General features: G+C 46.4%; 21 protein-coding genes. 11 read left to right on the top strand and 10 right to left on the bottom strand.

From position 1 onward, the window contains the following. The first annotated feature begins 2 nt into the window (after positions 1-2). From CSH92_RS05025 to cysD, 7 genes are all read left to right on the top strand, one after another. On the top strand, positions 3-1,067 hold the full coding sequence (locus CSH92_RS05025) for an alginate O-acetyltransferase AlgX-related protein (RefSeq protein ID WP_100656521.1): 1,065 nt from the start codon (positions 3-5) through the stop codon (positions 1,065-1,067). Positions 1,068-1,072: 5 nt separating this feature from the next. Further along, positions 1,073-1,708 (top strand): alginate O-acetyltransferase AlgF, encoded by a 636-nt coding sequence (locus CSH92_RS05030; protein WP_100656522.1) that lies wholly within the window; start codon positions 1,073-1,075, stop codon positions 1,706-1,708. A gap of 2 nt (positions 1,709-1,710) precedes the next feature. Continuing rightward, complete coding sequence (locus tag CSH92_RS05035; RefSeq protein ID WP_100656523.1) at positions 1,711-3,114, top strand: alginate O-acetyltransferase AlgX-related protein; 1,404 nt, start codon at positions 1,711-1,713, stop codon at positions 3,112-3,114. Further along, positions 3,087-4,238 carry an alginate lyase family protein gene (locus CSH92_RS05040; RefSeq protein WP_100656524.1) on the top strand — a complete coding sequence of 384 codons (1,152 nt, stop codon included), beginning with the start codon at positions 3,087-3,089 and terminating at the stop codon, positions 4,236-4,238. Before CSH92_RS05035 ends, CSH92_RS05040 begins: the two co-directional genes overlap by 28 nt. A gap of 310 nt (positions 4,239-4,548) precedes the next feature. Continuing rightward, on the top strand, positions 4,549-4,890 hold the full coding sequence (locus CSH92_RS05045) for a DUF3718 domain-containing protein (RefSeq protein ID WP_100656525.1): 342 nt from the start codon (positions 4,549-4,551) through the stop codon (positions 4,888-4,890). 335 nt (positions 4,891-5,225) lie between these two features. Further along, positions 5,226-6,533, top strand: coding sequence for a mechanosensitive ion channel family protein (locus CSH92_RS05050; RefSeq protein WP_100656526.1), 1,308 nt, complete (start codon positions 5,226-5,228; stop codon positions 6,531-6,533). 123 nt (positions 6,534-6,656) lie between these two features. Further along, positions 6,657-7,589, top strand: a complete 933-nt coding sequence (cysD, locus tag CSH92_RS05055; RefSeq protein WP_205662122.1) for a sulfate adenylyltransferase subunit CysD — start codon at positions 6,657-6,659, stop codon at positions 7,587-7,589. A 142-nt stretch (positions 7,590-7,731) separates the two neighbouring features. Here cysD and CSH92_RS05060 read toward each other — a convergent pair whose 3' ends face one another. Further along, a complete protein-coding gene (locus CSH92_RS05060) occupies positions 7,732-8,214 on the bottom strand; it encodes an acyl-CoA thioesterase (RefSeq protein ID WP_100656528.1) in 483 nt (160 codons plus the stop codon). A 324-nt stretch (positions 8,215-8,538) separates the two neighbouring features. On the opposite strand from CSH92_RS05060, the gene CSH92_RS05065 reads away from it, so the two are divergent. Continuing rightward, positions 8,539-9,123 (top strand): PEP-CTERM sorting domain-containing protein, encoded by a 585-nt coding sequence (locus tag CSH92_RS05065; RefSeq protein ID WP_100656529.1) that lies wholly within the window; start codon positions 8,539-8,541, stop codon positions 9,121-9,123. A gap of 437 nt (positions 9,124-9,560) precedes the next feature. Here CSH92_RS05065 and katG read toward each other — a convergent pair whose 3' ends face one another. From katG to CSH92_RS05095, 6 genes are all read right to left on the bottom strand, one after another. Continuing rightward, positions 9,561-11,828 (bottom strand): catalase/peroxidase HPI, encoded by a 2,268-nt coding sequence (katG, locus tag CSH92_RS05070; RefSeq protein ID WP_100656530.1) that lies wholly within the window; start codon positions 11,826-11,828, stop codon positions 9,561-9,563. Between the two features lie 224 nt (positions 11,829-12,052). Then, a complete protein-coding gene (locus CSH92_RS05075) occupies positions 12,053-13,450 on the bottom strand; it encodes an MFS transporter (protein WP_100656728.1) in 1,398 nt (465 codons plus the stop codon). A gap of 86 nt (positions 13,451-13,536) precedes the next feature. Then, positions 13,537-14,067: a LysM peptidoglycan-binding domain-containing protein gene (locus tag CSH92_RS05080; RefSeq protein ID WP_124916921.1), complete on the bottom strand. Its 531-nt coding sequence runs from the start codon at positions 14,065-14,067 to the stop codon at positions 13,537-13,539. A gap of 176 nt (positions 14,068-14,243) precedes the next feature. Continuing rightward, on the bottom strand, positions 14,244-15,023 hold the full coding sequence (locus CSH92_RS05085) for a sugar-binding protein (protein WP_100656532.1): 780 nt from the start codon (positions 15,021-15,023) through the stop codon (positions 14,244-14,246). Continuing rightward, positions 15,013-17,667, bottom strand: coding sequence for a glycoside hydrolase family 3 protein (locus CSH92_RS05090; RefSeq protein WP_100656533.1), 2,655 nt, complete (start codon positions 17,665-17,667; stop codon positions 15,013-15,015). Before CSH92_RS05090 ends, CSH92_RS05085 begins: the two co-directional genes overlap by 11 nt. Positions 17,668-17,784: 117 nt before the next feature. Beyond that, the gene (locus tag CSH92_RS05095) at positions 17,785-18,285 is read right to left on the bottom strand and encodes a CreA family protein (RefSeq protein WP_100656534.1); all 501 of its coding nucleotides are present in this window, start codon (positions 18,283-18,285) and stop codon (positions 17,785-17,787) included. Positions 18,286-18,436: 151 nt separating this feature from the next. On the opposite strand from CSH92_RS05095, the gene CSH92_RS05100 reads away from it, so the two are divergent. Then, entirely contained in the window at positions 18,437-20,146 is a 1,710-nt protein-coding gene (locus tag CSH92_RS05100; protein WP_100656535.1) for an ATP-binding protein, read from the top strand. Positions 20,147-20,150: 4 nt separating this feature from the next. Here the strand turns inward: CSH92_RS05100 and hutH are convergent, their stop codons facing one another. From hutH to hutC, 3 genes are read right to left on the bottom strand one after another with little or no spacing between them, the layout of a single operon-like run. Next, the gene (gene hutH / locus CSH92_RS05105; RefSeq protein ID WP_100656536.1) at positions 20,151-21,674 is read right to left on the bottom strand and encodes a histidine ammonia-lyase; all 1,524 of its coding nucleotides are present in this window, start codon (positions 21,672-21,674) and stop codon (positions 20,151-20,153) included. Then, complete coding sequence (gene hutU / locus CSH92_RS05110; protein ID WP_100656537.1) at positions 21,674-23,350, bottom strand: urocanate hydratase; 1,677 nt, start codon at positions 23,348-23,350, stop codon at positions 21,674-21,676. Before hutU ends, hutH begins: the two co-directional genes overlap by 1 nt. After that, positions 23,347-24,078, bottom strand: a complete 732-nt coding sequence (gene hutC, locus CSH92_RS05115; protein WP_100656538.1) for a histidine utilization repressor — start codon at positions 24,076-24,078, stop codon at positions 23,347-23,349. Before hutC ends, hutU begins: the two co-directional genes overlap by 4 nt. Positions 24,079-24,182: 104 nt before the next feature. Between hutC and hutI the strand changes: the two genes are divergently transcribed. Further along, positions 24,183-25,385, top strand: coding sequence for an imidazolonepropionase (gene hutI / locus CSH92_RS05120; RefSeq protein WP_100656539.1), 1,203 nt, complete (start codon positions 24,183-24,185; stop codon positions 25,383-25,385). Continuing rightward, entirely contained in the window at positions 25,378-26,322 is a 945-nt protein-coding gene (gene hutG / locus CSH92_RS05125) for a formimidoylglutamase (protein ID WP_100656540.1), read from the top strand. The genes hutI and hutG overlap by 8 nt, the downstream gene beginning before the upstream one ends. The last annotated feature ends 108 nt before the right edge of the window (positions 26,323-26,430 follow it).

The following is a 26,430-nucleotide window of genomic DNA, read 5'->3' on the forward strand; positions in this document are numbered from 1 at the left end:
ACATGAACGCAAAATTCCTGGTATCAACACTATTTATGACCGTTCTCACGGTAACCGGATTAATCACGATTTTACGCGCTCCGGTTAATGTGCAAGCAACATATACAGAAATCCTCAATGGCACCGCAAGTAAACGCATAGAGGATCAACTCCTAGCAGCCATTCCATACAAGCAAGTTGTGACTGACTATTGGGCACGCTTTCTGTTTACCGTTTTCAATGAAGGTAAAGCGGGTGTAGTTATAGGCGAGGATGGCTGGCTATACAGTAACGAAGAGTTTCAGTGGCCCAATGATTCAGAACGGAATATCGTTACTAACAGTCAGTTTGTTCAGAATGTGGTAAGCAGACTAAAAGCCGACAATATCGAGGTTGTGATCATACTTGTACCGGAAAAAATAGCCGTTTATCCGGAATATATTCAACAACCGAGTGCGCACACTACCCATCAATTACACCAACGAGTGCTACAGAAACTGCAAGCTGACGAGTTAATCTTTGTAGATCCGCTACCTCATTTACTGGCCGCAAAAATAAACTCCCCGCAAGAGATGTTTTTGCGCACAGATACGCATTGGACGCCTGCCGGTGCCCAAGTAGTAGCGCAGCATGTAGCCGCCGAGCTCACACATTTGCAAGGTTCACAAAAATACAGTAGCTCGCGAGCAGAACTAACACCTTATACCGGTGACCTGCTGACATTTATTCCAGCGGATGGCAACTGGTTACGCAAACATATTCCGCTTGACCAGATCCCTGAAGTCTCCTCGAGTCTTGAAAGCGATGACTTTAGTGATTTATTTGCAACACCAGAACCGGTATTTGCGGCCTTGGTTGGAACCAGTTACAGTGCCAATGCAACTTGGAATTTTCATGGTTACCTGCAGCAGGCTATGGCTATTGAAATCCTGAACTATGCTAACGAGGGGCAAGGACCATTTACGCCGATGCAAGCACTGCTTACAGACAATGAACTCCAATCCCAAGCAATAACTACCGTGTTTTGGGAAATTCCAATAAGATATTTTGTCCAAGCTCCAGTGGACTCAAGTGTAAAAGAGAATTAACAACGATGCGTACATTGCGTTATACATATTCAATACTCCTACTCAATCTGTTGATGCTTACTAACACCGCAGTCGCTGAAGATGAAGCCCTGTACGGTGCAGCACCGCCGCCCGATGCTGTCTTCTTTAGAGTATTTAACGCATCTGAACAAAACGTTGAGGTCGTTCATCAAGATAAAGTTTTAGCAACTGTAGAGCCTCTGCAAGCAACGCCTTATGGCTTTTCTGCCGTCAATGCAGCGATGCTAAAAATCAATAATCAACCGCTAACGTTGACTGGTCCTATTAATAGCCAATGGACAATCATTGTCACCGCAGGCAGTAACTCACCGCTGGTTATACTCGAGTCACCTTTTGACAATAAGCGTCAGGCTCGCATCGCAGTATATAACTTGACTGAACACAGCGAGATAGCGTTAAGAACCATCGATGGTAAGCATACGATCATTGACAAGGTGCCTGCATTGGAAATAGCAACACGTGATGTCAGAGCGATCAAAATACCTACCGCAGTATTAGCGGAAGAACAAGTGCTGGTGCAATCAGAACCGCTTATGTTAGCCCGTGACGGCGTTACCAGTTTATTCATTACCGAGGCCAATGGGTCGGTCAACCTTAAAGTGGTTCAGGCGGAACAATAACAATGAAAATTGGTAGAGGAATACTAGCGTTATCACTACTGTTTGCACTAACAGCAGTAGCGCGCGCTTCGACCTATCAAGTCGAAACCTACCCAACCTTGTGCGATGCGGTCTATGATGAAGCAAATTACACCACTGAATTCTTGCGTAAGCATTGGCGTATTCTGCCAGGGCAAGGCAATTGGTTGGCCAACTCGAGTATGGATTTTCCCGATTATGGCAATATCATCTCAGCACAAGGTCAACAGGAACTCAGTCGTTTAACCCAAGTATTGGCAAACTTTGATACTCAACTTATGCTGGTTTATATCCCGGCAAGAGGCGTCGCCTATCCAGAGCTACTGAATGCTCAACAAGCTGGCTACGATGCAGCCTTAGCGCGCAAACAGTATGCGACGGCATTAGAAAACTTTCGCGCTCAAGGCATTAACGTGCCTGACCTAACCTCCCTATTCGCCTATGATGCCCCTACTCCAATGTTCTATGAAAAGGATATCCATTGGTCTATTTCTGGGGCGCAAAGAACCGCGCAACTCGTAGCACAGCAACTCGATGGCCTTGGCTTGGCCGAAATTAACGCACCTGCCAAGTATGAAACGGTTTACAACGGCGTTATGTTAGACGTGGCAAACGTAGAAAAAGCTATTGAAGAGATTTGTGGATTCAAGTTTGCGCCTAGCTACTCAGCCACCTACACCACTAATGAACTTGCCTCTGACACCGAATTGGATAGCTTTAGTTTATTCGATACGGTTGCTGATGAGATAACGCTACTGGGCACCAGCTTTTCTGCACTCAGCAAATTTAACTTTGTTGGCTATGTGCAGGAGTATGCCAATGTTCCCGTCACCAATTATGCACTCAGCGGTGGTGGCCTCATCGGCTCATGGATAAATTACCTCAAATCAGGTGATTTTCACGCCCAACCGCCTCGCCTTATAATTTGGGAAGTGCCTGGATGGAGAGATTTTGAGCCACGTTTCTTCCATACCATTTTACCGCTATTTTTTGACACCTGTGGCCCCGACGATGTCGCTATGCAGGCCAGCAAGCTAACCGTGAATGCAAACCAACGCTATCCTAATGCAGTGTTCGACCCCAAGGGCTCAGTCAAACCTGCGCGCGAACTAATGTTGCAAATAGAGACAGATTCGCCACACATTGAGGAGCTGCAATTACGCCTGTGGTTTGCTAATGGTGGTAGTCGTTTGTATAAACTTCGCCATCAATATCGGACGCCTAATGACGGACAGTTTCAGACATTACTAGGAGAAAATCACAATTATCCGCTGCAACCAGTGGTCGGCATTGATATTGAAAACACTAAATTCTATTCGTCAGGCGGCGAGCAGCCAAGCGCATCTGTCGATGTGAAACTATGCTCCAATCCATTGCCCTACGAGTAAGCCGAACACATTTACCTAGCTGCACTAAACTGTGCATCTTTGGCTGTGCTCTACTATTCCTGCTCAGTAGCTGTAAACCTGCGCCAGACAACACACTTGAAATCCCCTCGCCATTGCTTGCTCCGGACGGTTTTACCCGTCCAATTACCTTGCAAGCAGAGAATTCAAGTAGCACATGTGAATTGTTGCCTGCTTTCACCGCTCGACTGACATTCCCTAGCCGTTACGCAGGCAGCGATAAAGCGCGCGATCAAGTTAACCCTTCAACGACTCAGGTTTATTTGCAGCAATCGAAACCTATCAGAGAGTTTTCATTATTGATCACGCGCTTAGCTAATCAGCTTTATGCGCAACAAGGCAGTAATGCAGAATATGCCTGCTTGATTGCTCAACTCTATAACTGGTCCCAAAGCAATAGCTTATTAAACGTGGCTGATATGACTGGCATGGCGGTTCGCAAATGGACATTAGCGGCATTGTCCAGCAATTATCTTAAGCTCTCCTATCTGCATCGAAATGATCAAACATTAGCGTTGCAGCGCAAAGCCATTGAACGTTGGTTCAGCGCAGTCGCATGGCAGGTTGTGAGCGATTACAGCGACAAACCGATTGATCGAATCAACAATCATAGCTATTGGGCTGCTTGGTCTGTCATGGTAACTAGCGTTATTGTGCAGGACCAAAAGTTGTTTATCTGGTCTAAACAGATCTATTCCCAAGCACTTGGGAATATTGATGAACGCGGCTTGATCACTTCAGAGCTAAAGCGGGCTACCCGCGCCGCCCATTACCAAAATTTTGCTCTTGCTCCGTTGGTCGCAATAAGTGCACTTTTACAAGCCAATCAAATACTTGAAGAGAATGCCATGAAAAAGGTAGCTTTGGCAGCCGAAACCACTTTGGAGTTAGTCTACTCTTCCGAACTAATAGCGGCCGCGACAGGCTCTACGCAAGTCGCGCCGGAGTTAACTACTCGAGGTCGCCTCGCATGGTTACCTATTCTTCTATCTTTCCACCACAGTGAGACAGGAAAAAAGATAACAAAGTCCTATCACTTAAAAGGTAACAGTCGGCTCGGAGGGGATACTTTTGCACTTTTCCAGCCACTGGTAGTCAGCAATTAGGATGACTATCCTCCTCTAATTTGTGAATTTGTGTTAAATCAGCGACCTACAAGCCCATACATGTGGTAGAAAACACGCGCGTTAAATACAATTTAAGCATTAAAAGAGCATTTAAAATACCCAAAAGTTATATGTGAGATATATTTTCACAATAAAATCATAGAGTTAAAGTTGTAACGTCTTGGTAACACGATTTGTAACGCTGTTTTTACCCAAGCTCTACAAACAAACAACAACACTTCAGTTTTTCCTCAGGCATAAAGAATAGGCCTGGCACACGGTGTGTCAGCAAAACTTTGAGGAAATCCTTATGAAATTAGTATCATTAAAATCATTCGCGGTTGTTTTGGTAGGTGTATTTATGTCTACCGCTGCTTTAGCATCAAGCCCAGAAACGACACCAGCAGAAAACGTTAAGTATACTGGCGACGTGCGTTTCGCAGGTTTTTGTAAAGCCGTGCTTGAAAACAGTGTGACTTCGATTCAACACTTTGCGACCCGCAGCGTTGGTGAAGTTGCAGCTAGTCGTCGTGCAGTCATTCGAGCGGTAGCAGCAGATAATGGCGTGACATGTAACGGTAAAACATTGATTGAGTTTTCTCTGGAAAAGAATGCGACTGACGTCCATGCCTTTTTAGTTGCACAACGTTAAATCGTTATGCAGGTTACTCAAAAAACTCTACAAATAGGAAAAGGCGGGGCTGGGCCTCGCCTTTAATTTATTGACAATTAGTCCTTTCATTGGCTTTCCCAATACATGCATTAACATGCACTCTTTCGTCCACTACTCCATACACGAAAGTAATACACCGATTGCAAGTCAATCATCTCCATCCATGGATAATGTTAGCTACACTCATAGATTCATAATGATTTACCATAGCTCTACTTGCGTTAGCTCGACTAACTTTACTGGTTTTTTCCCTCAATTCAGCATAAATTGTGACTAATTAACCCGTATTTTGCTTAGCATATAAAGAGCGCTCAATGGATCATTTCGCGTCACTACTTGCAGAAATGCAACAATCAATAGAGGCTGCGCTGACCAGTCAACACTTTTTCATCCAGGTTATTGCTATCTGCGCTATCTACGGTTTCGCGTTTGTCACAGCTACCCGCGTAACCAAAAAGACGCCGTTATTTAATGTCGAGCCGGATACGGGTACGCATACACTGCGTTGGATAGGCTATCGTCTTGGCGGGCTGATATTCCCGTTCATCGCGATTATTTTACTGAAACTATCCACGGTGCTGAGCCAGCAGTTTCAGTTTTCCGATTGGTTACTAAAAACCGCACTGACAATCGCAACTTTGTTGGTGCTAAACTCATTTATTCGTGCTTTTGTGAAAGAGGGAATGATCGCCAGCCTGCTGCGTTGGATGGGCTTACCCATTGTCTTTTTGCACATGATTGGTCTATTACCAGAAATTGTGAATGCCCTGTCTTCCATCGGATTTAGCCTCGGCAATATTGAAATTTCAGCCTACGGCGTCGTAAGAGTTATCATTTTTGGCTCATTGCTGTTCTGGCTTGGGCGTGCATCAAACGCTGTAGGTAAAGACATTATTCGCAATCACAAATCGCTTGATGTGAGCACCAAGGAAGTCTTCGCTAAGATCTTTGAGGTCGCCCTATTCTGCGTTATTTTTATTCTGCTATTGAATGTAATGGGTATTAACCTAACCGCATTGGCCGTTTTTGGTGGCGCCGTAGGTGTTGGTCTGGGCCTTGGCCTACAATCCATCGCATCAAACTTTATCTCTGGCATTATTATTCTGCTTGATCGTTCGCTGACTGTTGGCGATTTTGTAGAGCTTGACGATGGTAGCAAAGGCTTTGTACGCGAATTTAAGATGCGCTACGCCGTTCTCGAAACTTACGATGGCAAAGATATTCTCGTACCGAACGAGAAGTTTATTAACTCGTTGCTCATCAATTGGACCCATAAAGACCCGAAGCAGCGTTATCGCATCGACTTCTCGGTTGCTTATAAGACAGATATCCGCGCCATGGTCGAGCTCGTCAAAGATGCGGTTGCACAGCATCCACAAGTCATTGCGGGCGAAGATATCCCCTTTGAAGAACGCCCAGACTGCGAAATCGACAGCTTCGGAGACTCTGGCGTTAATATGTTTGTTGAATTCTGGATGTACGGCATCGACGACGGTAAAAATCGGGTAGGCGGCGACTTATTACTAATCGTGTTTGAAACGTTGCGCGAAAATGGTATCGAAATTCCATTCCCACAACGAGAAGTGCGTATTCTTGAACCGACCATAAGTAAAGTCGAATAACTTAATTTGTCTCGGATTTTAATCGGCCAGTAACTGCTCGGTTAAAACTTAGCTTCATTAAGCAAATTGCGATTTTTAACTGACAATCAAACTCCTTAATATGGCGCACATGTAAAAGTCAATGTGCGCCCCAAAATGCCTCAACTCAATAACCTGCAAATGCTTGAAGCTGAAGCGATTCATATCTTGCGTGAAGTCGCTGCCAGTTTTGAAAACCCGTGTATGTTTTATTCCATTGGAAAAGATTCGACGGTTATGTTGCATCTCGCCCGCAAGGCATTTTGGCCCGCTAAAGTCCCCTTCACCCTGTTACATGTTGATACCACTTGGGAATTTGGCGAAATGGGTCGGTTTCGTGATCAATTGGCTGAAAAATATGCATTAGATATTCGTGTGCATATTAACCAAGAGGCACTGGATATGGGGATCCACCCCATTGCTTCAGGCTCGGTAAAGTACAATGACTTCATGAAAACCATCGCCTTAAAACAAGCATTAGATAAATATCAGTTTGATGCGGCTTTAGGTGGCGCGAGGCGCGACGAAGAAAAATCACGGGCGAAAGAAAGAGTATTTTCAGTGCGCAATGCCAATCATCAATGGGACCCAAAACAACAACGCCCGGAGCTTTGGTCAATATACAACTCACAAATAAATAAGGGCGAATCAGTTCGCGTTTTTCCCCTTTCTAATTGGACTGAATTAGATATTTGGTTATACATCTTGCAAGAACGTATAGAAATAGTCCCACTGTATTTCGCAAAACCACGAATGAGCTGGATTGACGACGACAGTCAGCAAATACTCGCACTAGATGATGAACGTATGCTGCCTTATTTAAGTGAAACCGAAAAAGCCTCCCTCGAAGAAAGATGGATCCGTTTTCGTACTTTGGGATGCTACCCACAAACAGGCGCCACATTGAGCCAAGCCGATACGTTAGAGGCGATTGTCGCTGAAATGATTGCCAGTAAGACCAGTGAGCGCGAGGGGCGTTTGTTAGATAAAGACCAAAGCGGTTCCATGGAGAAAAAGAAGCGGGAAGGGTATTTTTAACCTCGTAAGTGATTTGTGTAAATGAATATAGCCTCAAAACCGCTAGGTTCTTGAGGCCGAAGTTCAACAACCGATATAACGGGTTTAAACTAATGGGTCGTTTAAATTTAGTTCAATCAGGGTTTTAGTTTTCTGCAATCACTTACTTCCAACCCAAGGTTTGCTCAAAATCCATATCTAATTGCTTGGCAAACTCTTTGGCATGAATTGCGACCTTTTCTAACTGTTTGTCTTCTTCATCCTCTGCGGTGAAAGCGGGCACTTCTACGGGATAACCAGCCTCATCGACTGCCATAAAGGTTATAAAACAGCGATTAGTGACCACAATATTATCTTCTTTGGGGTCGCCTGCGCGCACGACAACGTAAATGTGCATACTGGTCTTTCCGGTATGCACTATACGCGCCTTCACGGATACCAACTGACCGACCAGTATTGGTCGTATAAATCGGATTGCATTGGCTGAAACAGTAACACAATAGCGCTTACTCCACTGCGCGGCACAGGCATATGACGCCTGATCGATCCATTTCATGACCATGCCACCATGCACTTTTCCGCCAAAGTTCACATCAGTAGGCTCGGCGAGGAAACGAAATTCAGTTTGACTGTTAGGACTGCTCATATTTTTCTTTTCTGGATTTGTTTATTTATGCTCTAACCTTAGCAGAAAAGTCTCGAGCCAATTTGCATACGAGTCTTTTTGTATTGGTTTTGCTGCCACTTAATCGAAAATAACGAACCACATTCTATCTGCGGTTGACGAACCGAGGCATAAGTTACTGAGTGGGTGTTAGGCACCGTAACCGGTGTCGAGTTTTTTTACAATTATTTCACATCAAAATCACTATCAATTATAAACCACTGTATTTATTAGATAATTTTAATTGGCTCATAATATGCATCTTTATTACGAAGTTAACGCGCCCTTTGGCGAGAGGATCACCAAATGAAATTAGCCATGTTAAGAATTGTGTTTGTTTTGTCTTTATTTTTGTCAAGTAACGCAGCTAATGCGTCATTGGTATTCACCAATTTAAACATCCAAAGTAATTCAATAACCTTCACAGTGAATGGCGATATGAGCGGTTACACAGCACCCGGCGGATGGGCGGGTAACCTGTTTAATTTTAATTTACGCTACATTGGTGATTTATGGGCAGGTGGAACAGGTTTTGTATCTAATTCATGGTCTACGTCAGTATTTGACTCGTTAAGTTTCTCATTGACAGGCAACACTGGTTTGTTTTCTTCAACTATTCCTTATACGTGGTCAGAATATGCGGTTACCTCTCTTAGCGGGGCGACCGCAACTAATAGAACTGTAACGCTATCTTTTTCTGGAAATGTACTAAATACAAACGCCTCAAATGGTGCGGTTGAGTTTTATTGGGGGTGGGCGAATACTAACAGTGACGGCTTTACTTTACTTGGCTCTCTCCCCGCTCGTTCAAGCACAGTTACTGAACCTTCAACACTTGCCATTCTGGGCTTGGCGCTGATTGGGTTTGGTATGCGTCGATTGAAAAAATAAGTTGCAGCTTGTTCGCACACAAAAAAGGGAGCTAACGCTCCCTTTTTTTGTGTGATTTCTATGAATAAGGATATAAAAGCACGAATTCAAAAAGACCGACACCTTATACTTGGGTCAACTCCATGATTGCGTAATCTAATCAAGCGACCGGTTTGCCTAGCAGAATCGAAGTATCGCCTTAATGACTATCATTCATTCTTTGACTTGCATGCAACTGCCCCAAAAGCAGTCATACATAGATTTTCATCGTCCACAGTCACTAGTTCGGCTCAGATGTTAAATAACTGGTAGAGGTTTTTATAGTACAGGCAACCGATTCATATAGATTGGATCAGTAGAATGCCTGCTAAATATGGCCTTTCAACTTGTTTTAGTATAGTTGGAAACAAAACGCCCCGTAATAGGGGCGTTTTTATCTATCTTTGTTTTAAAAACTTTTAGCGACCTAAGTTCATCACCTTAGACCATGCTGCAACAAAGTCATCAACAAACTTCTGTTTCGACGTATCAAATGCATAGACTTCAGCAATTGCTCGTAATTCAGAGTTACTGCCAAAAATCAGGTCAACCGGTGTGGCCGTCCATTTTGGATTTCCACTGCTACGCTCAACCGCTTGATAAACGCCTTCTTCATCGGTTTTTTGCCATGCATACGACATATCCAACAAATTAACAAAGAAATCATTAGTCAACTTACCTGGATTATCCGTGAGTACACCATGTTGCATACCTTTGTAGTTGGCATCCAATGCACGCATACCACCGACCAATACGGTCATTTCAGGCACAGTTAAATTTAGCTGATCGGCCTTATCTACCAAACTTTCAGTGGGTGACTCATAGCTGCCTTCAGCATCAAAATAGTTGCGGAAACCATCGGCCTTCAGTTCTAGTAATGCAAACGAATCCACATCGGTTTGCTCTTGGGTGGCATCGCCACGACCAGGCTTGACCGGAACAGTAACGTTAAATCCAGCATCCTTTGCTGCTTTTTCTACTGCGGCTGCGCCAGCGATAACAATAAGGTCTGCCATCGAGACTTTGTCACTATTGAACATGCCACCATTAAAGTCGTCCTGCACTTCTTTGAGCGCTTCCATGACTTTAGTCAACTCTGCTGGGTTATTCACTGCCCATGAGTTTTGTGGTGCCAAGGCTAAACGACCGCCATTGGTACCACCACGCATATCCGCATGACGGTAACTGGCTGCAGAGGCCCAAGCGGTGCGCACTAATTCAGGCACACTTAAACCGGTATCCAAGACGGCCTCTTTCAGCTTAGCGACATCGCTATCGTCAATATTTGAAACACTGTCTGCATCGATCGGATCTTGCCAAATTAGCGGCTCTTCTGGCACGTATTTACCTAAGAAATTACTCGGTGGTCCCATGTCACGGTGGGTCAATTTGTACCATGCTTTCGCAAAGGCTAGCCGGTACTCTTCAGGGTTAGCTAGGAAACGCTCTGCAATCTTCCGATACTCTGGGTCGGCTTTAAGCGCCAAGTCAGCGGTGGTCATAACCACAGGGTTACGTTTACCTTCAACGTGTGCATCAGGTGCCGCCGTGTGCATGGCTTTATCTTTCGGTACCCATTGAATAGCCCCAGCAGGACTGCGCGTTTGTACCCATTCATTATTCAGTAGGTTACTCAAGTAGAGTGAAGTCCACTTGGTTGGCATTTGCGTCCACGCCCCTTCGAGCCCACTGGTTACTGTGTCTTCTGAATGCCCTTTGCCACATTTATTTTTCCAACCTAGGCCTTGGTCTTCAATGGGACCTGCGCCTGGCTCAACGCCCACACAGTCAGATGGCTTGTGCGCGCCGTGCATCTTGCCGAAGGTGTGACCACCGGCAACTAAGGCCACCGTTTCTTCATCATTCATCGCCATGCGACCGAAGGCTACACGGATATTTTTAGCTGATCCCATTGGATCTGGTTTGCCTTTTGGGCCCTCGGGGTTAACGTAAATTAAGCCCATGTGAGTCGCACCTAGCGGACGCTGCAATTCACCGTCGCGAGTTTCACGATCGCTGGCTAGCATTTCAACTTCTGGGCCCCAATATACCAAGTCAGGTTCCCAATCATCGGCACGCCCGCCAGCAAACCCATAAGTCTCAAAGCCCATATTTTCCAGCGCTACTGTACCGGCCAATACCATTAGGTCTGACCATGACAGCGACTCACCATACTTTTGTTTGATCGGCCATAACAGACGACGTGCCTTATCAAGATTGCCATTGTCGGGCCAGCTGTTGAGCGGGTCAAAACGCATCTGACCACCGCCAGCGCCACCGCGACCATCTAGTGTCCGATACGTACCTGCACTATGCCAAGTTAAGCGAATAAAAAACGGACCGTAATTGCCAAAATCAGCAGGCCACCAGTCTTGTGAATCTGTCATTAATGCGTTCAGGTCTGCTTTCACTGCATCTAAATCTAATTGGGCAAATGCTTGCGCATAGTCGAAATCCGATCCGTAGGGGTTCGAACGTGAATCTTGGTCACGAAGGGAAGAGAGATCTAATTGATCGGGCCACCAAAACTGATTGGATTTTGGCTGTCCCATTTTTGCCATACCACTGCCCATTGCACCTTTGGGCTTAGTCATTTCAGCAGTTTCTGCGAGCACTGGTGTGCTTGCAAAGGCCATACTTACGAACCCCGCTATCGCGGTTTTTAAAAATCGACGTTGCAATTTCATATTCCTTTTCCTCGTATTCTATATCTGCGTTTCTTTTCATTGTTTTTTAAGTTGAAAAAGGTCAACCGCTATAGCAATAGCGACCTCCCTTGCAGACCAATCGTTCGCGCGACAGGCATCGCGAGAAACGAATTAGTGTGTAGAAGTATAGGAATGAATTGGTGAAAAAGTGCGGTAAATAAAATCGATTGAGTTAATCAGAAAATTTGATTCAAGCGCAAAGTTTAGCTGCGCCCATTAGATTGAGCGCCCCGTAGCACTGAAGTGAAGGTTGCGATAGCTACGAATGTGAGGGACAGGATAAACGCCTGCGCGACGGTGGTCATCATTGCTTCAACCGGGGCATCCGCCATGGCTTGGTCTCCCATTTGAGCATGGATGATTAAATTCACCACACTCATACCAAACAAGTTGCCAATGGTTCTCGACAGGTTCATCGAGGATGACGCCACCCCCACTTCATGTTCGTCAACTGACCCCATGATCGCATTGTTATTGGGGGTAGAAAATAAGCCGAAACCAATACCTACGGCTAATAATGCAACGCCAATCACTACCGAATTAGTTTTAGTATCTAGCTGACTCAGTAGTACAAAGCCAATACCGACAATCACACAACCCAAGGTTGCTAGAATCTTGGCCTCAAACTTATCCGCTAATCGTCCCGCCAGCGGTGCAACAAGAGCCATCGCTAGCGCCTGAAGTAGCAAAATCTGACCTGCTTCGGCAGGCGACATGCCTCTGACATATTGCAGATATAAACTCATTAAAAAAACAATCGCAAAGTTACTGCCATACATGAAAAATGAAGTGAGTAACGACAAGCTGAATATCCGACTCTCAACAAACAATTGGATACGAATAAGCGGGGTCGCATGTTGCTTTTGATGCACAATAAAAGCCAATAAGGAGATAACTGCGATGCCCAAAAAGAGTCCACCAGTTAAAGAGAAGCCCTGACTAAGGCCATAAACTAAACTGCTCGCAAATAGCATGAAAATAGCGCTTCCCACAGCATCAAAACGTGCTGGAAGGTGGCTTTTCCACTCACCGATTAAGCGCAGACGAATATATAGGCTTAATACCAAAAGTAACGGCACTTGGAAGAAAAACACCGCACGCCAGCCCCAATGTTGGGTTAGCCACCCGCCAATCGCTGGAGCAATTGTGAGACCGACATAGACACTCGCTGCCACTATGCCTAATGCCCTTCCCCGTCGATGTGTTGGCGTCACCGAGGTAACAATGGCTATGCCAGTCCCAAAAATCATGGCTCCAGCTATACCCTGAATAAAGCGCCACACGAGAACTTCATCAATACTGTTGGCAAAGCCACAGAATAGTGCCGAAAGAGCGGTGCAAATTAGACCTAGCGAATACACCCGCTTACGTCCGTAGATATCGGCCAGCTTGCCCGCTGGCAGCATAAACGCTACGTTACTTAACAAATAGATGGTTGGTAGCCACGCCACTTTGGAGGCATTGGCCTGCAAATCAGTCGCCAAATTTGGGATCGCCACATTCACCGCTGCCATGCCCATTGGTCCAATCAGGTATCCAATACACACTGCTACCAACGCAACTGATGATGACGATGACGATGACGATGACGAGTTCAAGATAAGTCTATAGAGGTTCAACGCTCGATTAGGATACCACAGAAAAAAAGACTAAAGCGGTAAACATGATAAAGATCCATGCATCCACTCTAAGGCGAATGAATAACAATAGAGGTGCCAATTGGAATATCAAAAATATCTAACTGTGGATTGTTCTGGCGCAATTGTGCAACGCTCACACCGTAGCGCTTTGCGAGGCTATAGAAAGTCTCGCCGGCTTGAATGAAATGTAACTGCGAGCCTTTCGTCTGCTTTTTTTGCAGCATTGAACTAGCATTCGAAACCGCTGCGGCTTGATGATAATTAGATGCTTTATGTGTCGTGTCGCCCAGGCTTGATTGTATATCCGTGGCCCCCGCAGTTTTGACGGTTTGCATACAATCAATCGGCGAATCAAATCGGTCACGAAACAATGCTAAATTGTCACATTCAGCTACGTAAGTCAGGGCTTTTTTTGCGCTCGTTATGTCACCTTTGCGTAATGCGATTTCAGCGCTATAACGCCATAAAGACTCGGTGTAATCCTGCTCACTCACTTGTGCTAATAATGCTTCCGCGCGAGTCACATTGTTGTTCTGTAAATAAGCCCCAACGAGGGATGATAAAGTGTTTATGGACATATTTTTGGAGGCAATATTTAGCTGCACTGAGTTAGGTTCGCCAACCGAACTGCATCCCGTCACAGCGCTGCAAAGAACGAAACAAATTATGCAGGATTTCTTGTTCACTCAGGGCCGCTCCAATCAATGATGCGCTACACAATACCCAGTCAATCGCGGGGATGCAATATTTGCGTTCACTCTTTATCAAGCAGCTCGATCACGCCGAATACGTCTGCCGTTTTATAGCCCAAATTTTTATCCCCACCGACCGGTTCGATGGCATGTGAGCCGACAAAATGTTCACGGTGCTGACTCCCGTCGTTATCACAGTAGGCCAGCATAAAGCCCATTTTCTTACCCTTTACTAATTGAACTGGCCGTTGGATCGAGCGCTTACGCTCATCAAAGGAATCATCATAAACCCTGATCGCCAGCTCCCATGTAAGTGCGTAAGGTGGTTCGGAACTGCGCTGCCAGCGGCTCGTTATATGCTCGTTTAGCAAGATAAAACGGGCAGGCTGGTCAGCGCTACCAATGCCAATATCCACGACCTGATTGTCCAGTGCTACATGATAAGCAAACGCATTATGGTTAAATTGGTGTTCGCCGCCCGAAGCGTCTTCGTCCAAAAACACTTCTAAACAATCGTCATCCCAGTAGGCCACCAACGGATCAGGGTTTTGATCAAACAACACATCATCTTGTATATGCGCTAACAAATACAGGAAATCCTCATCCCACAATAATTTAAATTTGCCGCAAAAATCCTCAGGCGCAGGCTTACTGCCAAGGATTAGCTCAGTCATTGGTTGCCATACGGCTTTGCCCCAACTTCCTTCACTGTCTGAGCCGTCAATGCGGATGATTTCCTCAGCTTTTTCCACCGCTATGCTAGTCTCTTTTGCCTGACAGGCTGATACAGCGAAAAGCGAAGGGACAATTATGCTGGCTATTCGCCAATTACTAATCACCATCAGTCACCTCAGATACACACTGAATATCAGCATTTTCGACATTGTTTGGCACAATTCGAGCATCGCCCAACTGGACTACAAACTCTCCAGCGGTTGCTACCGACAGCAGAGAAGCGATTCGGCTCAGGTCCATACCCTGTTGCTGAAAACACTGCAAATCCACTGCAAGGGTATGCCAGCTTTGTGATTTTTCATCACGTAATCGGGCCGTTATATCAAGGCCTTCGCCGCATTCTTCTTCACAACGCATACCAAACGTAACGGCGTCTGTCGGTTGCTTGTTCACTTTCCATTCAACGTTGAGGGTAGAGTTCGCCTCAAGGTAGCCTCTGAGATCTACGACAAAGTTATCTGCAATGGCGAACAAACCATATTCGGCGCCAGAGAAACTTAGTAAAACCGTATCTTCTTGAATGTTGCGATCCATAGTACGAATATTGACCGCCGCATTACTTTCAATGCTGCTCGCCACCCGTTTGCTGCCTTTGCTATCCCCAATAACATTGTGAAAGCCCGAGCGAACACCTTGAGAAAACATTACATAGTCGCGCAATTCAGCTGCACCAGACTCACTTTCTTCGGGTAGATTGTCAGGCAGGATATTGATATCACCGTAGCGTAGACCAAAACCGTAAGGTAACAGAGGTAAAGAGTCATCGCGCCGATTGGCTGAACTTCCGTTGGGGACTGACCATTGCTGCAAAAGCTCAGCGTCTTGGCTATCATAATCGGCTGATTTGGCTACATAACTATCCTGATTAATCACCGCTTGAGTCGCTGAATATGGCCAGGAAAAACTGAGCCGCCCGGTGAAGTCAAATTGGACATTTTCATTTGCGTCACGCAGCAAAACATCGGCAACGCCTTCTCCCTCTGTGCCCGGCAGCCAAGCAGCAACAAAAGCGTCAGATTGGTTAAGTTCGCCATTGACCCACATCGGGCGCCCACTGATAAAGACCGACACCACAGGGATACCCGCTTTCTTCAACTTAGTGAGTAATGCTAGATCCGTCTTTCGGCCGCGTTGGTATTCCATATTATCGAGATCGCCATGGCCTTCTGCATAAGGTTCCTCACCAAAGACCACGATTGCTACGTCAGGTTTTTGCGTAAATTCTCCTGTTGCGCTTAATTCGATAGCACCACCAGCAGCCTCAACTTGTCGCTTTAGACCAGCATAGATCGAAGTGCCGTTTGGGAAGTCCTCATTTGTATTGCCTGTGCCTTGCCATGTTATAGACCAACCTCCAGATTGCTTGCCGATATTGTCGGCACCATCTCCCGCCACTAACAAATTCAAGCGCGGTGACAGAGGCAATAGTTGCTGCTTGTTTTTTAATAATACCAATGACTGACGAACTGCATCACGAGCGAGATCTCGATGTTGTTGCGCACCGATAAGCGCTGTATCTGCGCTGAGCTTTCTTGCTGCGGGACGTGGCTTATCGAACAAACCAGCCCGCAGTTTCACACGTAACACCCGGCGTACTGCGTCATTGATGCGCTCCATTGGTATAACACCAGTTTTTACTTGCTGAATCGTATTCTCATACAGTGGTTTCCACGCATCAGTTGGCACCATAAAAACATCAAGGCCGGCATTAATTGCTTGAGGACAACTCTCGTTAGTACAACCACGAATTTGACCATGCCCATTCCAGTCACCCACCACAAATCCATCAAACCCCATACGCTCTTTTAGGACTTGAGTTAACAGGTAATGGCTACCATGCACTTTTTCTCCATGCCAGCTATTAAACGACGCCATCACTGTTTGAGCTCCAGCCTCAAGCCCGCCAACGTAGCCCTGCGCATGGATCGCGAAAAGCTCCTCTTCAGCGGCTACGTTGTCGCCTTGATCGTCACCACCGACTGTGCCGCCGTCACCAACGAAATGCTTAACGGTACTGATAACGTGATCATCACTTAACAGGTCTACACCGGGTTGCCCTTGCAAACCTTTAACAATCGCTGCCGCATAATCATGAACAATCTGCGGATCTTCGGAGTAACTCTCGTATGTTCTTCCCCAGCGATCATCTCTAACCACTGCAACAGTCGGCGCAAATACCCAGTCGATACCCGTTGCCATCACCTCTTTTGCCGTTGCACGGGCGATATCCTCTATCAGCTGTGGGTTTCTTGCTGCTCCTAGCCCAATATTATGCGGGAATAAGGTCGCACCAATAACGTTATTGTGACCATGCACAGCATCAGTACCCCACATGGTCGGGATTGTGCTGCCATCGATTGCATCATCAATTGAAGCCATGTACATGGCATCTGCCAACGCAACCCAGTCCTGCACCGAAGCATGTTTATTTTGGTTAGGAAAGGCACCACCACCGTTTAGGTATGAACCAAACCCATAGGTACGCATGTCATCAACGGTAATATCCCGGATCTCTGGTTGAATAAGCTGTGCAACTTTTTGCTCCAAGGTCAATTCAGAGAGGATTTTCTCTACCCGTTTTTCAATAGCAGGGTCTGCTTTTACCGCAATGTCTAAGCGTGGCCAAAACTCCGGCACTACTCGTTCTTTTGCTGGCTGAATTTGTTCGGCTGGGTGTTCCAAAGTTTGCCGATCACTGCATGCACTAAGCGACGACAGAGCGAAAATGATAATGATTGAAAGCCTGTGCATATCGAATTCCTTATGATGGTCACTGATGACCACAATTTATTGGCTATCGCCTTAACCAGGTAACATTAACAATATTTGCTTTCAGTTGCCGCAAATTATCGGTCGAACCACGTGTAATTAGTTACTTTGTTGTGGATTGCTACTCGTTGATGTTTGATAGGCTGAAGTTCCCCACAATGGCACTGTTGACAGGCTGTGTTTAAAGCTGCCCGAGGTTTCTTTAGTGCTATAAGAGACATACATTAGGGTTTGCGATGAACGATCGAAAATCCGTCGCACTTTCATATTTTTAAAGAAAATACTTTTAGATTTTTTAAATACCACTTCGCCCGAGTCAGATACATCGATAGTACTTAGCATGGCCGCGGTAATGGGCCCTGTTTGACGACAGGCAATCGAGCTATCCGATGGGTCAGATAAATCCAGATTCGCTTCGATACTGGATATATGACAGGTGACTCCTGGAATGAGCGGATCGGTTAACGCATCTATCTTAATATCCTTGGTGGTAAAAACTCCGAGACTCACATCACCCACTTCGCTATCACTACAGCCCGTGAGTAAAAATAATACACATATTATTATTCCCGCACAGTAATTCTGCTTTATGAATTTCATAGTGCTGCTCTCCTGTCATCATATATGAACCCATTAAACTCAATACGTTAACCTTTTAACCGCGCTGCTACCACTAGATTACTCGTTTTGAATTGTATTCGAGCAAAGTTAGCGCAATACTCTATACACCGCAGTAGATTAGTTATGTGATATGTATACCGAGGCTGAACAGTTAAAACACGCCTACATCACCGCAATGGTTAAAGCGCTAATGCTGCTGTTGGTGCCAATCATTGTGATAACGGTTTACTTCAATTTGGTTGCTGCAATCCGTCCGCAGATTGTCGTGATACAACTGACCATGTTTGGCGCGATGTTTTTACTCTACCAATGCCGCCATCACCTCTCCTCGCAGGCTCTGGCGCTTAAATTTAGTTGTTTATTGATGGTAGTAGGATGGGTTAATTGTTACGTAAACCAAAGTATCGCCTATGCCGGTATTGCCCTAATGGTCAGTGCCTTTGCCATCGCCGTGCACAATGCCGTATGGGTAAGGTGGGTATTACTTTTAGTCACTCACATCGGATTATTCGCCAGTTACGCTTTGGCCTTTGACTTTAACTTCACACTGGGTCCCAGTCGTTGGCTGCTCGTAACCTTGGTTGGCCAACTCATTGTACTGCAAGGTATGCAATTCTTGTTTTCCAAGGTCGAAGACTTCTTTACCCTTGAACATCAACTAAGATTGGATTCTGAAGCGGCCTTAAAAGAAAAATCGCGCTTTCTGGCCAATATGAGTCATGAAATACGCACGCCAATCGCAGGTATCAGTGGTTTATTGCAAACCGTTGAAGTGTCCAACTTAGACCCACAACAACAGGAAAAACTTAAACTCGTCCAGCAAAGTGCCAGTCTACTCGGGCAAATTGTCGACGATATTCTGGATTATTCCAAAATTGAAGCCGGTAAGTTGACGTTAACTCGTACAACCTTTGAACTAACCGAATGTTTACAGCAGATGGTGAAACTGTTTGAGCCTATGTACACCAAACAAGGCAATACGCTTCAACTAAAAACCAATTGGTCACAGCCAATTTGGATCAACACCGACCAAACGCGCTTGCAACAAATTTTGCTGAATTTACTCAGCAACGCGAATAAGTTTACTCAGCAAGGTAGCGTCACAATTAACGTTCAATTGACAGAAGTCGCCGATGATTACGTTGTAACGTGTCAAGTTACGGATACCGGTATAGGGATTGCCAACGAAGACATTGATAAGTTGTTTCGCCCATTCCAGCAACTCGATGACAGCAGTCGCAAAACCATTGCAGGGACAGGCCTTGGCCTCCTCATATGCCAGCAATTAGTGACACTGTTGGAAGGCACTATTGGTGTCCAAAGTGAACTCGGCAAAGGAACTAAGGTGAGCTTCAATCTTCCGGTCAAGCGTGCAGAACAGAAAGCAGCCTCTGCGACCACAGACCATGATGTTGATATTCGGGATTGTCATATTTTGGTGGCTGAAGACAACGCGATAAATCAACTGGTAGTAGAGGATATGTTGGCCAACTTGGGAGCCAAAACCATAACTGTGGAAAACGGCGAGATGGTGCTTGAACTACTGAAAGTTAAGAAACGCCGCGAGATAGACCTGATCTTAATGGACTGCCAAATGCCGGTTATGGATGGTTACGAAGCGACCCAAAAAATACGCGCGGGAGAATGTGGGCCGTGGCAAGAGATTCCGATTATTGCGTTAACGGCTAATGCGTTAGAAGGCGATAAGGAAGCCTGTTTTGCTGCAGGCATGACTGACTATTTAACCAAACCCGTCGACAAGTCCAAATTAGAACAAATGATCGGTCAGTATTTTCAACGCCAAAAGAGGCAACAGCCTCAGCCACAAGCTGAGGCTTAACTCATTAACTTAGCAATGACAGCTGAGTGGCATCCATCAACTTATGTTGCTTGATCAATTGTTTCGCAGCTTCAATATCGGGTGCGAAATAACGATCTTGCGCATAAAATTCAACCTTACCCCTCAGCAAGCCATGCAATGTTTGTAAGTGCTCACTTGTTTTTAATGGCTTGCGGAAATCCAACCCTTGACAGGCGGCTAACCATTCAATCGCAAGAATACCAGCAACATTATCGAAAATGTCGCGTAAACGACGTCCGGCAAATGTAGCCATCGAAACATGGTCTTCTTGATTAGCTGAGGTTGGCAACGAATCGATTGAAGCAGGATGCGCGAGGGTTTTATTTTCACTCGCTAATGCCGCACAAGTCACTTGCGCAATCATAAAACCTGAGTTGACCCCACCATTGTCAACTAGAAATGGAGGCAAGCCGCTTAAATGAGTATCGATCATCAATGACATTCGACGCTCCGCAAGGGCGCCAATTTCGGCTAGCGCAATAGCAAGCATATCAGCAGCCATCGCTACAGCCTCGGCATGGAAGTTCCCACCCGATAAAATATCACCGCTATCAGCGAAGACTAACGGATTATCACTCACTCCATTGGCTTCGGTAACTAAGACCTCTGCGGCAAAGCGCATTTGCTGCAGGCTAGCTCCCATAACTTGAGGCTGACAACGTAGCGAATAGGGATCTTGCACCTTCTCGCAGCCTTGATGAGATTCACCAATACTCGAGGAGGCTAATAAATCTCGAAATGCAGTGGCCACATCGGATTGACTTTGATGCCCGCGCACAGCATGGATCCGCGCATCAAATGGCACACGCGAACCTAACGCAGCATCTACAGTGAGAGCCCCTATGCCAATCCCGCTATACAACGCGTTTTCTGTATAAAACAGCCCTTGTAAAGCAAATGCGGTAGAGGCCTGGGTACCGTTGAGTAATGCTAACCCTTCTTTGGGTGCAAGTGTGATTGGGCTTAGGCCGGCAATTTCTAACGCTTGTGCTGCGTTTATCCGCTGTCCATTGTGAAACGCTTCACCTTCGCCCAGCAGAACCGCACTCATATGGGCCAATGGCGCGAGATCACCGCTGGCTCCTACTGAACCTTTTTCAGGGATCGCAGGATACACTTGTGCGTTGTATAAGCTGATCAGTGCTTCGATTACGCTGAGTCGAATACCCGAAAATCCGCGTGCCAGCGAATTGATTTTTAGCAGCATGAGCAACCGCACTGTATCGGGTTGCATAAAATCCCCCGTACCGGCGGCATGAGAGAGCACAATGCTGCGTTGCAACAGTTCCAACTCCGATGCATCGATGCGCGTATTCGCCAACAGTCCAAACCCAGTGTTGATGCCATACACTGTCCGTCCTTGCTTGATAACATCGAGTACCGTTTGCTCTGCCGCACATACAGCGCTATGCGCAGAATCGGACAATTGAATGGGGACGTGTTGGCGATGCACTGTGCGCAATTGCGCTAAGGTTAAAGTGCCGGGTTCAAGGATCAGAGGTTCCATTAATCCTGCCCTCCCTTAAGCATTGGGAGATCCAGATTGTGTTTACGTGCGCAATCTTGTGCAATCTCATAACCAGCATCAGCATGGCGCATTACGCCTGTTGCAGGATCGTTATGTAATACACGACTGATCCTAGCATCAGCTTCAGCACTGCCATCACAGACAATAACCACACCGCTGTGCTGGCTAAAGCCCATACCGACACCACCACCATGATGCAAACTAACCCAAGTAGCGCCACCGGCAGTATTTAATAGTGCGTTCAGTAATGGCCAATCTGAAACCGCATCAGATCCGTCCAACATGGCTTCGGTCTCGCGATTCGGTGACGCAACTGAGCCCGAATCTAAATGATCGCGTCCAATCACAACCGGCGCACTGAGCTCGCCATCACGCACCATTTGGTTAAACGCCAGACCCAACTTTTGTCGCTCACCCAGCCCTACCCAGCAGATCCGCGCAGGTAATCCCTGAAATTGAATGCGCTCTTTGGCCATATCCAACCAATTATGCAAATGTGGATTGTCTGGGATAAGCTCTTTCACCTTAGCGTCTGTTTTGTAAATATCTTCAGGATCACCCGACAATGCAGCCCAACGAAACGGGCCTATGCCTTGGCAGAATAACGGGCGAATATATGCAGGAACAAAGCCAGGAAAATCAAAAGCATTATTCACACCTTCTTCCAACGCCATTTGCCGAATGTTATTGCCATAATCCAATGTTGCCGCACCGGCTGCCTGTAAACCCAACATGGCGTTAACTTGCACGGCCATAGATTGTTTGGCGGCTTTTACCACGGCAGCCTCATCTTTTGTGCGCATTTCAGCCGCATACTCCAGCGTCCAGTTTTGCGGAAGATAACCGTTAAGTGGATCATGCGCGCTGGTTTGGTCGGTAACCACATCGGGGATCACGTTACGTTCTAACAAGGCAGGAAAAACATCCGCCGCATTGCCGAGTAAACCAACCGAGATGGGCGTATTTTCCGCTTTAGCCGCGCTCAGCAGAGCAAGTGCTTCATCAATAGATTTGGCTTTCTTGTCGAGATAACCGGTTTTGATCCGAAAATCGATACGACTTTCATCCACTTCAACCGCTAACATTGAGAAACCCGCCATAGTTGCGGCAAGTGGTTGTGCGCCGCCCATGCCACCAAGCCCGCCGGTCAATATCCAGCGACCTTTTGCACTGCCTTCAAAATGCGTCTTGGCCACACTAACAAAGGTCTCATAAGTACCTTGCACAATCCCTTGTGAACCAATGTAGATCCAAGAGCCCGCGGTCATTTGCCCGTACATCATCAGACCTTGCTTATCGAGCTCATTAAAATGTTCCCAATTGGCCCAATGGGGTACTAAATTTGAGTTAGCAATAAGCACACGAGGCGCATTTTCATGGGTCGGGAAGACGCCCACAGGCTTGCCCGACTGGATCAATAATGTCTCATCATCATTTAACCGAGTCAGTACTTCAACAATTTTATCAAAGCTTTCCCAGTCACGCGCTGCACGGCCAATCCCGCCATACACTACGAGGTTTTGTGGGTGCTCAGCGACGTCTGGATCAAGGTTGTTCATGAGCATACGCAGCGGTGCTTCTGTAAGCCAGCTCTTTGCAGTTAAGGTTGTGCCACGCGGGGCGCGGATTTCACGGGAAGGATCAAAACGGTTCATGTTTTCTCCACGGTAGGGGTTATTTTTGTTTGAAAATCTAAATGACCACCCAAGCGATAACGTTTACCCGGGTGATAGAGTAAGGCGTGACTAACCACACCTTTAGCTGAATAGGTTCGGCGCGAGATCTTTAAGCAAGGTTCGGTCTCTTGAATCTTTAACGCGGCTGCGATGTCGGCATGCGGTAACATGGCTTCTACACTGTGGTCCGCTTGAGTCAGAGGCGCTACTTGATTGAGATAATAGTTTGCTGTTTGTTTAGAAAAATCTTGGGCTAAGTAGTCGGGTGCCCAACGTGGATTGACCCAACGATCTTCATATTGCACTGGTAAGCCATTCTCGAGGTGCACTATCACACTATGAAAGGCTGCATGCCCGCGCGGAATATCGAGAACATTAGCAATGACATCGTCTGCTATCACTTCACTAAGCAACTGGATGTGGTTGCTGTATTGATGCCCACGCTGTTCAATTTCATCTCGTATGCTGCGAATTTCGAGCATTGAACTCATCGGCCGATGATCAGCGACAAAGGTACCAAGCCCTTGCGAGCGCATTAAGATACCCTCCTCGACTAACTCGCTGAGGGCCCTACGTGCCGTCATTCGGCTAACGCCATACTGCTGCGCCAGTTGATTTTCTGAAGGCACCTGTTCACCAGAGCACATTTCACCTTGCTCGATGGCATCTACTAGCCCTGCTTTAATTGCGATATATCGAGGCTGCATATTTGAGCGACTTTGCTATTAATGAAGTCCCCCATACTACTTGTATATACAAGTATAGACAAGTAGACTGTGAAAAACATTGTCGAGCGCTATACTGAAGTCTTATGAATTACGATGCTGTTATTACAAACGCCCGAATCGCGTCTATGACCAAGAGCGGCCAACCCTATGGTGAGCTAGAGGCGTCAACATTGGCAATTAAAGATGGTTGCATTGCGGCGCTGCTATCCGCTGACTCTGACATCACCGCCACTAGGATGTTTGATGCCAAAGGAAAATGGCTACTGCCTGGATTGATCGACTGTCATTCCCATATTGTTTATGGCGGTGACCGTGCGCATGAATTTGCTCTGCGCCTTCAGGGTGTATCTTATAAAACCATTGCAGAGCAAGGTGGAGGGATCATGCGCACCGTAACCGACACTCGTGTAGCTAGCACTGAAAGCTTGTTAGCGAGTGCGAAAAAACGCGCCCTACGTTTATGCGAAGAAGGCGTTACGACGCTTGAAATTAAATCTGGCTATGGACTGGATGAAGACACCGAGCTGCGCATGCTTAAGGTAGCTAAATCATTGGCGAAGGAACTCCCGCTCACCGTCAGTACGACTTACCTTGGTGCCCATGCTATACCACCGGAATATAAGGGGCGTGCTGACGACTACATCACATTTGTTTGCGAACACATGATCCCGAAGGTAGCGGCCGAGAACTTGGCGGATGCAGTGGATGTGTTCTGTGAATCCATTGGATTTACCACAGCGCAAACTGAGCGAGTGTTTCAAGCAGCACAACAACAAGGGCTCAGCATTAAAGCTCATGTTGAACAATTAAGTGATCAGAAGGGAGCAGCTTTGGCGGCCCGCTATCATGCCCTTTCCGTGGATCACATTGAGTATCTAGCGCCGCAGGATATCCCCACGCTAACAGAAAGTGGCAGTGTCGCTGTACTCTTGCCCGGCGCTTTTTATTATTTAAATGAAACACGTAAGCCACCTATTCAAGTCTTGCGGGAACACAATGTACCAATGGCAGTCGCGACAGATTTTAACCCAGGGAGTTCGCCTGTTGCTTCATTATTAACCGCCCTCAATATGGCGTGTGTTTTATTTGGCCTTACACCTGAAGAAGCATTACAAGGAGCGACCATCAATGCGGCGCATGCACTTGGCCTATCCGACCGTGGCCAGATTGCTGTGGGGCAACGCGCTGACTTAACACTTTGGGAAGTCAATACTCCAGCAGAATTAGTCTACAGTATCAATGGTATTCGCCCATCCAATATCTGGGTTGGAGGCAAACATGTTTAATTGGCAAGGACGGGTTGACAGTGAAGATGGTGATTTAGGGCTACGTTGGCATCAAAAAGTTCAACAGAAGCCAGACCCCAAAATCGCATGCAGCACTGCACTGGTGGGTTTCTGTTGTGATCTTGGCGTCGCTGCAAATAAAGGACGGGTCGGTGCAGCACAGGGGCCAGACAGCTTGCGCGGTGCGTTAGCCAATTTACCCTGGCATTGGTCAGCAAACCTTAATGATTATGGCAACACACAAGCAGATGACCAGCTAGAGTATGCTCAGCAACGCTATGCTCAACAAATTAAAACCGCATTGGATCAGCATGACTTCGTGCTGGGGCTCGGTGGCGGGCATGAAATTGCGTGGGGCAGTTATCAAGGGTTGGCGTCATCACTTGGATCACTTGAACAAGCTAAGATAGGGATCATCAATTTTGATGCCCATTTTGACTTGCGCCGTCCAGCTCCAGCATCCAGCTCAGGTACCCCATTTCGCCAAATTGCAGAACATCGAGCTGAACGTCAACAAGCATTTCATTATGCTTGCCTTGGGATTTCAAGGGCAGCTAACACCCCCGCCCTGTTTGACTATGCAAATACATCTGGCACACATTACCTGCTAGATAAAGATTGCTCACTGACTGCACTAAAAAACCTGTTAACACCGTTTTTAGCTTCTATTGATCAGCTTTACCTGACCATCTGCCTAGATGCCTTTCCTGCGGCTCATGCGCCTGGCGTCAGTGCGCCGAGTGCATTGGGTATCGACCCCAAGATGGTCATTGCCATACTGCACTGGATAGCTCAGCAGCGGGAGCATTTAGACTTTACTTGGAAGCTGGCGGATATTGCCGAACTAAATCCTAGCTTCGACATTGATAATCGCACAGCCAAGCTGGCCGCGCGCATCGCGTTTGAATTGTTTGATGCTGTTTTACCGATAGACTAAAACAAAACCGCTTCTGCAGTGGGTATGCAAATCAGCCTCTACATGCACCGTAATAGCTGATAGATTTGACCTATTGCGTCAATTAGGGGTTATGCTCAACCTGTATAG

Origin of the sequence: Neoalteromonas flava, from assembly GCF_002807685.1 — a bacterium.
GTDB lineage: Bacteria > Pseudomonadota > Gammaproteobacteria > Enterobacterales > Alteromonadaceae > Alteromonas_E > Alteromonas_E flava.